This window comes from Microbacterium soli (genome assembly GCF_039539005.1).
Classification (GTDB): Bacteria; Actinomycetota; Actinomycetes; order Actinomycetales; family Microbacteriaceae; genus Microbacterium; species Microbacterium soli.
Genome location: NZ_BAABCP010000001.1, coordinates 661,978 through 674,279 on the forward strand (window position 1 = coordinate 661,978; position 12,302 = coordinate 674,279).

The 12,302-nt window shown below is 69.4% G+C and carries 11 protein-coding genes; 5 read left to right on the plus strand and 6 right to left on the minus strand.

Going from position 1 to position 12,302, the window contains the following annotated elements:
* Positions 1-37: 37 nt before the first annotated feature.
* Complete coding sequence (gene guaB, locus ABD770_RS03060; protein ID WP_344818026.1) at positions 38-1,543, minus strand: IMP dehydrogenase; 1,506 nt, start codon at positions 1,541-1,543, stop codon at positions 38-40.
* 288 nt (positions 1,544-1,831) lie between these two features.
* Here guaB and ABD770_RS03065 point away from each other — a divergent pair, with 288 nt between their 5' ends.
* The 4 genes from ABD770_RS03065 (at position 1,832) to ABD770_RS03080 (ending at position 5,944) form a co-directional block, all read left to right on the plus strand.
* The gene (locus ABD770_RS03065) at positions 1,832-3,175 is read left to right on the plus strand and encodes a branched-chain amino acid ABC transporter permease (RefSeq protein ID WP_344818027.1); all 1,344 of its coding nucleotides are present in this window, start codon (positions 1,832-1,834) and stop codon (positions 3,173-3,175) included.
* 3 nt (positions 3,176-3,178) lie between these two features.
* The gene (locus ABD770_RS03070; RefSeq protein ID WP_344818028.1) at positions 3,179-4,162 is read left to right on the plus strand and encodes a branched-chain amino acid ABC transporter permease; all 984 of its coding nucleotides are present in this window, start codon (positions 3,179-3,181) and stop codon (positions 4,160-4,162) included.
* Positions 4,163-4,223: 61 nt separating this feature from the next.
* Entirely contained in the window at positions 4,224-5,171 is a 948-nt protein-coding gene (locus ABD770_RS03075) for an ABC transporter ATP-binding protein (protein ID WP_344819859.1), read from the plus strand.
* Positions 5,168-5,944 carry an ABC transporter ATP-binding protein gene (locus ABD770_RS03080; RefSeq protein WP_344818029.1) on the plus strand — a complete coding sequence of 259 codons (777 nt, stop codon included), beginning with the start codon at positions 5,168-5,170 and terminating at the stop codon, positions 5,942-5,944. The genes ABD770_RS03075 and ABD770_RS03080 overlap by 4 nt, the downstream gene beginning before the upstream one ends.
* 69 nt (positions 5,945-6,013) lie before the next feature.
* Here ABD770_RS03080 and ABD770_RS03085 read toward each other — a convergent pair whose 3' ends face one another.
* The 3 genes from ABD770_RS03085 to groES form a co-directional block, all read right to left on the minus strand.
* Complete coding sequence (locus ABD770_RS03085; RefSeq protein ID WP_344818030.1) at positions 6,014-7,279, minus strand: ABC transporter substrate-binding protein; 1,266 nt, start codon at positions 7,277-7,279, stop codon at positions 6,014-6,016.
* Positions 7,280-7,442: 163 nt separating this feature from the next.
* Positions 7,443-8,354 (minus strand): EamA family transporter RarD, encoded by a 912-nt coding sequence (rarD, locus tag ABD770_RS03090; RefSeq protein ID WP_344818031.1) that lies wholly within the window; start codon positions 8,352-8,354, stop codon positions 7,443-7,445.
* 98 nt (positions 8,355-8,452) lie between these two features.
* Entirely contained in the window at positions 8,453-8,749 is a 297-nt protein-coding gene (gene groES / locus ABD770_RS03095; RefSeq protein WP_067242196.1) for a co-chaperone GroES, read from the minus strand.
* Positions 8,750-8,944: 195 nt separating this feature from the next.
* Between groES and ABD770_RS03100 the strand changes: the two genes are divergently transcribed.
* Entirely contained in the window at positions 8,945-10,150 is a 1,206-nt protein-coding gene (locus tag ABD770_RS03100; RefSeq protein WP_344818032.1) for a THUMP-like domain-containing protein, read from the plus strand.
* 50 nt (positions 10,151-10,200) lie between these two features.
* Here ABD770_RS03100 and ABD770_RS03105 read toward each other — a convergent pair whose 3' ends face one another.
* Entirely contained in the window at positions 10,201-11,271 is a 1,071-nt protein-coding gene (locus tag ABD770_RS03105; protein WP_344818033.1) for a hypothetical protein, read from the minus strand.
* Positions 11,268-12,149 carry a hypothetical protein gene (locus ABD770_RS03110; RefSeq protein WP_344818035.1) on the minus strand — a complete coding sequence of 294 codons (882 nt, stop codon included), beginning with the start codon at positions 12,147-12,149 and terminating at the stop codon, positions 11,268-11,270. Before ABD770_RS03110 ends, ABD770_RS03105 begins: the two co-directional genes overlap by 4 nt.
* Between the last annotated feature and the right edge of the window lie 153 nt (positions 12,150-12,302).

Sequence of the window (12,302 nt, forward strand, 5' to 3'; positions counted from 1 at the left end):
GCATCCGCCCGCCCCGGGACTCCCCGTCGGGAGCGACTCAGCGCTTGTTGTAGTTCGGCGCCTCGACGACGATCTGCACGTCGTGCGGGTGCGACTCCTTCAGGCCCGCCGCGGTGATGCGGACGAACCTCCCCCGCTCCTTGAGCTCCTCGATCGTGCGCGCGCCGACGTAGAACATCGACTGGCGCAGGCCGCCGACCAGCTGGTAGGCCACCGCCGACACGGGGCCGCGGTAGGGCACCTGGCCCTCGATGCCCTCGGGGATGAGCTTGTCGTCGCTGGGGACGTCGGCCTGGAAGTAGCGGTCCTTCGAGTACGAGGTCTGCTTGCCGCGGGTCTGCATGGCGCCCAGCGACCCCATCCCCCGGTACAGCTTGAACTGCTTGCCGGACTGGAAGACGATCTCGCCCGGCGACTCGTCGGTCCCGGCCAGCAGCGAGCCCAGCATCACGGCATCCGCTCCCGCGACCAGCGCCTTGGCGATGTCGCCGGAGTACTGCAGTCCGCCGTCGGCGATCACGGGGATGCCGGCGGGAGCCGCGGCCAGCGACGCCTCGTACACGGCGGTGACCTGCGGCACGCCCACACCGGCGACGATGCGGGTGGTGCAGATCGATCCTGGGCCGACGCCCACCTTGACGGCGTCCACGCCGGCGTCGATGAGCGCCTGCGCGCCCTCGCGGGTCGCGACGTTGCCGCCGATGATGTCGATGTGCTCGAAGCTCGGGTCGGCCTTCAGCCGCTTGACGAGGTCGATGACGCCCTGCGACTGCCCGTTGGCGGTATCGACGACCAGCACGTCGACACCGGCGTCGCGCAGGGCCTCGGCGCGCTCCCAGGCGTCGCCGAAGAAGCCGATCGCGGCGCCCACGCGCAGGCGCCCCTGGTCGTCCTTCGTGGCCAGCGGGTACTTCTCGCTCTTGTCGAAGTCCTTGATGGTGATGAGCCCCGCGAGCCTGCCGTCCTCGTCGATCAGGGGCAGCTTCTCCACGCGGTGCTTGGCGAACAGCGCGATGACCTCCCCCGCCGCCACGCCCACAGGCGCCGTGACGAGGTTCTCGCGGGTCATGACGTCCTTGACGAGGGTGGTCTTGCGCTCGAAGCCCGAGACGAAGCGCATGTCGCGGTTGGTGACGATGCCGATCAGGCGACCGTCGCCGTCGACGACGGGCAGACCCGAGATGCGGTACTTCGCGCACAGACGGTCGACTTCGTCGACCGTGGCGTCGGCGGTCGTGGTGATCGGGTCGGTGATCATGCCCGACTCGCTGCGCTTGACACGGTCGACGTCGGCGGCCTGGTCGGCGATGGACAGGTTGCGGTGCAGGATGCCGATGCCGCCCTCGCGGGCCATGGCGATCGCCATGCGCGCCTCGGTGACGGTGTCCATGGCGCTGGAGAGCAGCGGGGTGGCGACCGAGATGCGCCGGGTGATGCGGGAGGAGGTGTCCGCCTCACTGGGGATCACGTCGGTGTGCCCCGGCAGCAGCAGCACGTCATCGTATGTGAGTCCGACGAAACCGAAGGGGTCGTGCTGCGGCATGTAACCTGCTCCTCTGCGCGGGCGAGCGCGATCGAATGGCGAGATGGGGCGGGGACGACTGCAGCCGGAGGACGGGAGCGGTGTCCGTCGTACACCGATTGTAAGCGCTGTGATGCTGGGAGGGGCGCTCAGGAGGATCCTCGTTACAGGGCGCGCTTGAGCGCCTCTTGAGGCTCAGGACGCGCGGCAGGGTTCGGGAAAGCGGCTCGGAGGGTTAGGCTCAAGTGCATGTCCGTCACCCGAACGGCCTCGCTGGGACCGCTCGGACGCACTCAACGTGGAGGCCCCGTGGGACTCAGAAACCCCGCGCGCAGGAGACCGCGATCCGGTCTTCTCGCTCTCATCGCAGCACTGGCATCCGTGATGCTGGCCGTGCTCATCGCCCCGGCCGCATTCGCGGCGCCGGGCGATGACCAGGAGAAGACCGACTTCTACTTCGCCGGGTCGATCACCTTCGAGGACGCCCCGATCGACGGCGTGGTCATCGGGGTCGACGGCGGCGGCTTCACCGCGGAGACGAAGACGGATGCCGAGGGCAAGTGGCGTCTGTATGTTCCGGAGAAGGACACCTACCGGCTGAAGGTCGACGAGGACACCCTGCCGGAGGGCGTCATCATCGACGCCGAGCAGCTCCCCCCGGGCGTGAGCCCCGTGGAGGGGAGCACCGGCGAGTTCGACGCCGAGTTCGGTCTGACGGGCACGAAGATCATCAACCTGTTCCTCGGCGAGGGCGAGCGCATCACGACCTCGTTCGCCGACCAGCTCATCGGCCGCACGATCGGCGGCATCAACTTCGGTCTGCTGCTGGGGCTCGCGTCGATGGGCGCGGCGCTCATCTACGGCACGACGCGGCTGGGCAACTTCGCGCACGGCGAGATGGTCAGCTGGGGCGGCGTGATCGCCGTGCTGTGCACGTCGTTCTGGAGCCTCCCGCTGTGGGTGGGCGTTGTCGCGGCCGTCATCGCGGGCGCGCTGCTGGGATGGGCGATGGATGCCGGGCTCTGGGGACCGCTGCGCAAGCGCGGCCTCGGCGTGGTGCAGCTCATGATCGTCAGCATCGGCCTCTCACTGGCTCTGCGGTACGTGCTGCAGTTCATGATCGGCGGCGGCACGCACCAGCTGCCCGGCGCCAGCCCGGATCCGATGCACTTCGGCCCGGTCACGCTGTCGTACATCGACATCACGGGCATGTCGATCAGCCTCGTCGCGATCCTCGCGATGGCGTACTTCCTCAACCGCACCCGCATCGGGAAGGCCACCCGGGCCATCTCGGACAACCCGCAGCTGGCCGCGGCATCCGGGATCGACGTCGACCGGGTCATCCGCATCGTGTGGATCATCTCCGGGACGCTGGCGGCGATGTCGGGCGTGCTGTGGACCTACTTCCGCCCGGGCGTGCAGTGGAACATGGGCATGCAGATGCTGCTGCTGATCTTCTGCGCCATCACGCTCGGCGGACTCGGATCGGCGATGGGCGCGCTGATCGGATCGCTCATCGTGGGCGTCGCCGTCGAGGTGTCGACGCTGTGGATCCCCACGGACCTGAAGTACGCCAGCGCCCTTCTCGCACTGATCATCGTTCTCCTCGTCAGACCGCAGGGTCTGTTCGGGCGCAGGGAAAGGCTGGGCTGACGCATGGATTTCGGAAGCATCTTCGGCAACACCCTGGTCTACCTGTTCCACCCCGTCACGATCGCCTACGCGCTGGCCGCCACGGGCCTTGCCGTGCACTTCGGATATGCGGGCCTGCTGAACTTCGGCATGGCCGCGTTCATGGCCGTCGGCGCCTACGGGTACGCGATCCCCGTGCTGTCCTTCGGGCTGCCGTGGTGGATGGGCATGATCATCGGCATGCTGGGCGGCGTGCTGTGCGCACTGGTCCTGGGCATCCCGACCCTGCGCCTGCGCGCCGACTATCTCGCCATCGCGACGATCGCGACGGCTGAGATCGTGCGCCTGCTGTTCCAGACCGAGCTCTTCAAGGAGTACACCAACTCCGCGGGGGGCCTGACCGGCTACAACCAGGCCGGCGGGTTCACCGACATGAACCCCATCCCGCCGGGCACGTACGGTTTCGGACCGTTCACCTACACCGCCGGGCAGCTCTGGGATCGGGTCTTCGGCCTGATCGTCCTGGTGCTGGCGATCCTGCTGGTGTGGGCGCTCATGCGCAGCCCGTGGGGCCGTGTGCTCAAGGGCATCCGCGAGGATGAGGACGCCGTGCGGTCGCTGGGCAAGAACGTCTTCGCCTACAAGATGCAGGCGCTCATCATCGGCGGTGTCATCGGCGCGATGGGCGGCGTCATCTTCGTGCTGCCCTCCTCGGTGCAGCCGGGCAGCTACTCCACCTCGCTGACGTTCTTCCTGTGGACGATCCTGCTGCTCGGCGGCGCCGCCACCGTGCTCGGCCCGACGCTGGGCGCCGTGCTGTTCTGGATGGTGTTCTCGTTCCTCGGGAACCTGCTGCCGCAGGCGGCCGCGGCCGGGTTCCTCCCGATCACCGAGACCCAGGCCGCCGTCGTCAACTGGATCTTCGCCGGTGTCGTGCTCATGCTGCTGGTGATCTTCCGCCCGCAGGGAATCCTCGGAGACAAGAGGGAGATGACCTTTGTCCGCTGAGAATCAGGGCTCGGACCAGAGCCAGAACACCGCCGACGTCGCGGAGACGCCCACCGGCAGCATCCGCCGTCCGAAGACCACGGGCCTGGCGACCGGACCCGCCGCACCGGGCGTCCCCAAGGTCGACCCCATCCTCATCGTCGACGGCGTGGAACGCCGCTTCGGCGGCCTGGCGGCCGTCGACATCGACCACCTGGAGATCCCGCGTCACGCGATCACGGCCCTCATCGGCCCGAACGGCGCGGGCAAGACCACCCTGTTCAACCTGCTGTGCGGCTTCGACCGGCCCAACGCCGGCAAGTGGTCCTTCGACGGGCGCAATCTCGCGGGCGTACCCTCGTTCAAGGTCGCCCGCATGGGTCAGGTGCGCACGTTCCAGCTCACGAAGTCGCTGTCGCTGCTGTCGGTGCTGGAGAACATGAAGCTCGGCGCGCCGCACCAGATCGGCGAGGGGTTCTGGGCGAGCATCCTGCCGTTCCTGTGGCGCAGGCAGGAGGCGGAGATCGAGGAGAAGGCCAAGGGCCTGCTCAAGCGGTTCAAGCTGGACGCCAAGGAGTCCGACTTCGCGGCCTCACTGTCGGGCGGTCAGCGCAAGCTCCTGGAGATGGCGCGCGCGCTCATGAGCGACCCGACGCTGGTGATGCTCGATGAGCCGATGGCAGGCGTCAACCCGGCTCTCACGCAGTCGCTGCTGGACCACATCCTGGATCTGAAGGATCAGGGGATGACGGTGCTGTTCGTCGAACACGACATGCACATGGTGCGCCATATCGCCGACTGGGTCGTCGTGATGGCGGAGGGCCGTGTCGTGGCGGAGGGCCCGCCGGAGGCCGTCATGGAGGAGCCTGCCGTGGTGGACGCGTACCTCGGCGCCCACCAGGACGTCGACCTCGGCGCGGTGACCGGGCGCATCGCCGTGTCCGGCACGGACACGGCGGCGGTGAAGGTGCGCGAGAGGATCGAGGCCGAGGCCAGCGCGGAGATCGAGGACGAAGGAGACAGGCCATGACCGACGCCCCGACCGGCGCCGCACAGGCGGCGGCGCTCAGCGACGAGGTGATCGTCGAGCTGACCGACGTCCACGCCGGGTATCTGCCCGGAGTCAACATCCTCAACGGCGCGAATCTCGTCGCCCGCAAGGGCGAGCTGATCGGCATCATCGGGCCGAACGGCGCAGGCAAGTCGACGCTGCTGAAGTCCATCTTCGGGATGGTGCACGTGCGCGGCGGGGACATCACCGTCAAGGGCGAGAGCATCGTCGGGCTCAAGGCCGACCGGCTCGTGCAGCGCGGCGTGGCGTTCGTGCCGCAGACGAACAACGTCTTCCCCTCGCTGACCATCGCCGAGAACCTGCAGATGGGCCTGTACCAGAACCCGAAGATCTACGAGGAGCGGCTGGAGTTCGTCACCGGGATCTTCGAAGAGCTGGGCAAGCGGCTCAAGCAGCGCGCGGGATCGCTCTCCGGCGGTGAGCGCCAGATGGTGGCGATGTCGCGGGCGCTCATGATGGATCCGTCGGTGCTGCTGCTGGACGAGCCGTCGGCCGGCCTGTCGCCCGTGCGTCAGGACGACGCGTTCATCCGCGTCTCCGACATCAACAAGGCCGGCGTCACGACGATCATGGTCGAGCAGAACGCCCGGCGCTGCCTGCAGATCTGCGACCGCGGCTACGTGCTCGACCAGGGCAAGGACGCCTACGAGGGCACCGGCCGCGAGCTGCTGGAGGACCCGAAGGTCATCGGGCTGTACCTCGGCACCCTCGGGCAGGACGACGCCGCGTAGGTCGTTCGCCGCAGAGCAGAGGAGAAGGGGCCCGGATGCCATGCATCCGGGCCCCTTCTGCTGCGCGTGTTACTTGATGCGCGTGTTGTTGTTGTCGGCGCCGTACTGGTACACGCCGATGGCGGCACCGGTCGGGTCGTGGTTCTCGTCGAACGTGACCTTGCCGGAGAGACCGTCGTAGTCGGCCTGGCCACCGCCGTTGATGATGTCGGCGCACTCGGCGAACGTGGTGCACGGCGTGCCGCCCTCGGTGCCGCCGGAGACGGCGACCATCTCACCGGCGATGTCCGCACCCTCGACCGAGCCGGCCTGCAGAGCCGCCAGCGCGATGAGGATGACCGCGTCGTAGGCCTCAGCCGAGTACGTGAGGTCGTTGATCTTGTCGTTGCCCGCGGCGGTCCATGCGGCGTTCAGCTGCTCGAGGAAGTCGTCAGGAAGCTCCGCGCCCGCGCGGGTGCCCTTCGAGCCCTCGAGGTTGATCGACAGGTTGTCCTTCTCGTAGTTCGAGAGGTTCCCGTCGACGAGGTACAGCTTGCTGGTGTCGACTCCGGCCGCCCCCAGCAGTGGGCCGATGGTCTTGAACTGCTCATAGGAGACGATGGCGACGGCCTCGGGGTTCGCCGCGGCGATCTCGGAGACCTGCGCGTTGAACTGCCCGTCGCCCTGGTTGTACGACGCCTCGGCGACGACCTTGCCGCCCGCTCCCTCGAACGTGTTCTTGATGGCCTCTGCCAGACCGGTGCCGTACGGGTCGTTCTGGTAGATGATGCCGAGGGTGGTGGCGCCGTCCTCGGCGATCTCGTTGGCCAGCACCTCGCCCTGCAGGTTGTCGCTCGGCGCCGTGCGGAAGTACAGGTCGTTGATGCCCGTGAACTCGGCAGAGGTGTTCGACGGGGAGACCATGACGATGCCCGCGTTGACGTTGCTGTCGAGGATCAGCTTGCTGACGCTCGACGACGCGGCGCCGACGAGCGCGTTGATGCCCTCGCCCTGGAGCTTGGTGATCGAGGTCTCGTACGCCTTGTTGTCGAGGTCGCCCTCATCGGCGTTGGACACGTCGACGGTGATACCCGCATCCGCCTCGTTGATCTGGTCGACGGCCAGCTGGACGCCGGCTTCCATCGGCGCCCCGAGGAAGGCCAGCTGCCCGGTCACCGGAAGCAGCGACCCGAGCTTGAGCGTGAGGTCCGCAGCGGGCTTCGCGTCACCGCCGTCATTGCCGTCCGGGGTCTCGGCAGGCGTGCTGCTGCAGCCCGCGACCACCATTGCGGAGGCGCTGAGCAGCGCGATCCCCGCGAAGATTCTCGCCGATCGCGAGCTCCTCAATGCGTTCATGTTGCTCCCTTGCGTAACTGAACGTGGATTACCACCTTCGGATGTGTTTCAGCCTATTCGGTTCCGCGGCCGGACCTGTAACCGGACGTGTCTCGGTCGCCTAACGATCCGCTGGGCGATCGCCGACACCGGACGCGAGGGGTTCGCGCCGGCCGTGCGGGCGTCACACCAGCCGCGCGGGCTCCGCGCGCCGGCCACGGCTCTTCTGCACGACGAGGTCGGTGATGAACACCGCCATCGCGACCCACACGAGGACGAACCCGATCCAGCGCTCGGCGGGCATCGGCTCGCCCAGCACCGCCCAGCCCAGCAGGAACTGCAGGATCGGCGTGATGAACTGGATCATGCCGACCAGCGACAGGTCCACACGCCTCGTGCCCGCGGCGAACAGCAGCAGCGGCACCGCCGTCGCGATGCCCGCGCACGACAGCAGCACGGTGTGCAGCGGACTGACCGTGCCCATCGTGATCCCGTCGCCCTGACCGACGACGAGGAGGATGACGGCGGCGATCGGGATGAGCCAGAAGGACTCCAGGGTCAGGCCGCTGACGGCGTCCACCGCGACCCCCAGCTTCTTCTTGACCAGACCGTACAGGCCGAACGAGACCGTGAGCGACAGCGCGATCCACGGGAAGGAGCCGTAGGCGACGATGATCACGGCGACGGCGACGGCGGCGATGCCGATCGCGATCCACTGGGCGAGGCGGATGCGCTCGTGCAGCACGAGCACGCCCAGCAGCACCGTGAAGATCGGGTTGATGAAGTAGCCCAGGCTGGTCTCGACGACCTGTTCGCTCATGGCGGCGATCACGAAGACCTGCCAGTTGATGTAGATGAGGGCGCCGGCGAGCGCACTGAGCGCCAGCAGCCTCGGCTGCCGCCGGATGGCGCGCAGCCTCCCCCACCCGCGCGTGACGGCCAGCAGCAGGATGCAGAACACGAGCGTCAGCAGCAGCCGCCAGGCGACCACCTCGAACGGCCCGGTGGGGGCGAGCACGATGAAGTACAGCGGGAACACGCCCCACAGCAGGTAGGCGCCGATCGTGTACAGGGCGCCTGCGGATCTCGTGCTCACCGCCCAAGCCTAACGGCGCGGCCCCGCCGTACGCCCCGGGGACGACGAGGGGTCCGGATGCTCAGCATCCGGACCCCTCGAGGACTTGCGTCAGAACGTCAGCGGACGACGACCGCGAGGACGTCGCGGGCCGAGAGCACGAGATACTCGTCAGCGCCGAACTTCACCTCGGTTCCGCCGTACTTGCTGTAGAGCACGCGGTCGCCCACGGCGACGTCGAGCGGAACGCGGTTGCCGTTGTCGTCGATGCGGCCGGGGCCCACTGCCACGACCTCGCCCTCCTGGGGCTTCTCCTTGGCGGTGTCGGGGATGACCAGACCGCTGGCGGTGGTCTGCTCTGCCTCGACCTGCTGGATGACGATGCGGTCCTCGAGCGGCTTGATGGAAACCGACACGGTGTACCTCTTCTTTCGTGACTGAGATCAGAAGACTGTTAGCACTCTCATGCCGAGGGTGCTAACTCCAGTGTAGGCCGTGCGCTGGCACTCACGCAATGCGAGTGCCAGTTCTTCGCGTTCCGGTTCCCCTGTCGCGGGTCGTCGCCTCCGCGTCAAGGAGGCGACCGGACGCGCCGGACATAGGCTTGCACGGTGGAGATCTCCGAGCTGACGGCGCTGCTCACCCACGAAGGACTCGACCTGCTCGACGAGCTGGGATCGATCGGCTCCTCCGCGGAAGCGACCCGCGCCGTGTCGCGGCTGCGCGCCGCCGGGCACTCCCCCGACCTGGTCTCCGCGGTGGTCGGGCAGGCGCATCTGCGCGCGCGAGCGCAGGCGAAGTTCGGTGAGTTCGCCGCACGGATGCTGTTCACCCGGGCCGGTCTCGAACAGGCCACCAGGCTGAACGTCGCTTCCCTGCACGCGGCCCGCATGCGGCAGGCCGGCATCACCGAGGTCGCCGACCTGGGCTGCGGGATCGGCGGCGACAGCCTGGCCTTCGCCGGCGCGGGACTGAAGGTCACGGCGATGGACGCTGACGAGGTGACCGCGGGCATCGCGGCGTACAACCTGGCTCCTTTCGGAGAGGATGTCGACGTGCGCAGGGGCTTCGCCGAGGACGCCGTGGACGCGGGCCCGGCGACGCACCCGGGCACGCGGGCGGTGTGGCTGGACCCGGCCCGCCGCACGGCCGGGCACAGCGAGACGCGTCGGCTGGCGGCATCCGACTGGTCGCCGGGACTGGGCTGGTGCCTCGACGTCGCGCGCACGCACCCGACCGGCATCAAGCTGGGGCCGGGGATGGACCGCGATCTCATCCCCCACGACGTCGAGGCGCAGTGGGTGAGCGTCGACGGCAGCGTGGTCGAGCTGGTGCTGTGGAGCGGCCCGCTCGCCCGCGAGGGTGTCCGGCGCGCGGCACTCGTCGTCTCCGGCGGACGGTCGCACGAGCTGACGGCAGCGGCGGATGCCGAGGACGTGCCGGTGCGCGCCCTCGGCGCCTTCCTGCACGAGCCCGACGGGGCGGTGATCCGCGCGCGTCTCATCGGCGACGCGGGGCGGATGCTGGAGGCCGGCATGCTCGATGGGAGGATCGCGTATCTCACGGGGGACTCCGCGGTGACGAGCCCGTTCGTGCAGTCGTTCCGGGTGCGCGAGACCATGCCCGCGCATGCGAAGACCATCAACGCGGCGCTGCGCGCCCATGACATCGGCCGTCTGGAGATCAAGAAGCGCGGGATGGACATCGACCCCGCGACGTTCCGGAAGAGGCTCAGCCTGCGCGGCTCGCAGGAGGCCGTGCTGATCCTCACGCGCACTCCCGAGGGCCGCATCGCGATCCTCGCCGACCGGGTCTGACACGCACCACGACCGGCCCGACCGGCCGACCGGACGCCGGTCCGCACCGGTCAGCCGATGTCGCCGGTCCTGTCGTCGATGGCCGTGCAGGCGCCCGTCGGGGCATCGCAGCCGACGACGTTCGCACGCTTCGTGAGCTCGGTGATCGTGAGGATCGGGCCACGCCACCTCGTCCAGGTCACGCTGTACAGGCTGTGCCCGTGCCCGAGCTCGACCGTCCCCTCGGCGAGCGTCGTGCCTTCGCGCGAGGGCGAGCAGCTGCGGTCCGCGACGAGCGTGTCGGGGTCGACGACCGCCACGCACTGCTCGTCGCCCGTCGACACGAACACGGGCAGGTCGCCGTCGTAGCCGACGATGCTCAGGTTCCGGAGGCCGAACCCCTCGTCCTCCAGCACGCGCAGGAGTGCGCGCTCCTGGTCGGAGTACTGGTGGATCCACGCGGTTTCCGGGCCCATGTCCCAGCGCTCGAGCATCACGGCCCATTCTCCGGACACCACCCGGGCGAGATAGGCCGTGTAGTACGTGACCGCGTCGTCCGTGGCCCGTTCCACCTGCGTGGCGATGATCCCGTTGCCGAAGCTGCCGCGCTCGGGATCGTCGCACTGGATGCCGTGCTCCTCGCCGACGACCATGACCACGCAGCGATCCCCATCGCGCGCGGCCGTCCACACGGCGGCGCCCTGCTTCTCGCCCGCGAAAGCGAGCGATCCGGGGTCGAAGTCGCCCTGCGCGTCGAGCTCGCCCTGGAGCTGCTGCTGCGCGGCCGTCATCTCAGGTGGCCCGGCGGGCGCCTCTGGCGAGAAGACCAGGCGGGCGATGCCGAGGCCGAGCACGAGCGCGACGACGGCGACCAGGGGGATCAGCAGACGGGAGCGCCGACGGATGCCGGGCTGAGCCGGCTGCTCCGGTGGGCGCCCCTCAGACGGGCGCCCCTCAGACGGGCGCCCCTCCTGCGGATTCTCTTCCGGCGAGTGCTCCGGGGCCGGCGCGCTCGCATCCTCGCTCCGCGGCGCCGTCAGCATCCGCAGCTCCTCCGCCTCTTCCGCCGTCAGCCCGCCGCCGGGCGCGAAGGCGCGTCGCTGCAGCTCGCGCAGGCGATCGGCATCCGCTCCCGAGATCATCCACCCACCGCCCCGGGGCGGCTGATCCGCAGCTGCGGACCGTAGCGACCGCCCATGTCGACGCTGTAGGTGGTGGTGCCGACGACCAGCTCCACCACGAGGGTCTCCGACGGCCGCGGTTCGTCGCCGGAGACGATCAGCTCGCCGCCGTTCACGATGGCCACACGGGATACGCGGCCCTGCGCCCCCGTCCAGACCGGTTGATCCCCGTCGTAGCCGGCGACCCCCAGGGTGGCCCCCTCGAAGCCCGCACTCACGAGCAGCTCGGCCTGCTCGAGCTCGACGCCGTCGAACTGCGAGCGCCAGTCGAACTCCCCGTTCACGGTCTCCCGCGTGATCCTGACGACGGGCGTGCCCGCGATGTCGTGAGACAGAACCGCCCACAGCGAGACCTCGCCGTCGTCGCCGGTGTAGTGGATCATCGTCTGCAGGGCCGACGGCCCAGCCTGCGGGCCCGCGGCATCCGACGGCAGGCAGGCGGAAGCCGGCTCGACCTCCGCGCGGGTGAGGATGAGGCAGTCGAGCCCGCCGTCGTCGCGGGAGCCCCGCCAGGCGTCGACGCCGTAGTCGCCGCCCATCAGCTGCAGGCTGCCCGCGTCGTATCGGCCGGACGCCTCCAGCTGCGCCCACGCGTCCTGCTGGACGGCGTCCAGACGCGGGCCGTCCGACCCGCCGAAGGCGACCCCGCCGATGGCGAGTCCCAGCAGCGCCGCGAGGACGGCGACGGCGGGGACGAGCAGGCGACGGATGCCGCGCCTCGGCGCCGCATGCTTCGCGGGCTCCGCAACGTTCTCGCCGTCTCCACCGGCGTCCCGCTCTCCGGCCCCCTCCGCTCGTGCGGCGCGCATCGCCGCGTCCGAGGGGTCGGAAGCGACCATAGGCGACACATCCTCGGAGGGAGAAGGGCCCGCAGTGCGGACAGGGTCCGGGACAGCAGACGCAGGCGCGGCCGGCCGCGCCCTGTTGTCGAGGTCGTGCAGCTCGGCCAGCTCGGCGTCGCTGAGCGTCCCCCCGGGTGCGTAGGCCCGGCG

Coding starts and splice junctions, on each gene's coding strand:
- guaB (WP_344818026.1), bottom strand. CDS start 1,543: ATGCCGCAGCACGACCCCTTCGGTTTCGTCGGACTCACATACGATGAC.
- ABD770_RS03105 (WP_344818033.1), bottom strand. CDS start 11,271: ATGATCTCGGGAGCGGATGCCGATCGCCTGCGCGAGCTGCAGCGACGC.
- ABD770_RS03080 (WP_344818029.1), top strand. CDS start 5,168: ATGACCGACGCCCCGACCGGCGCCGCACAGGCGGCGGCGCTCAGCGAC.
- ABD770_RS03085 (WP_344818030.1), bottom strand. CDS start 7,279: ATGAACGCATTGAGGAGCTCGCGATCGGCGAGAATCTTCGCGGGGATC.
- ABD770_RS03070 (WP_344818028.1), top strand. CDS start 3,179: ATGGATTTCGGAAGCATCTTCGGCAACACCCTGGTCTACCTGTTCCAC.
- ABD770_RS03110 (WP_344818035.1), bottom strand. CDS start 12,149: ATGGTCGCTTCCGACCCCTCGGACGCGGCGATGCGCGCCGCACGAGCG.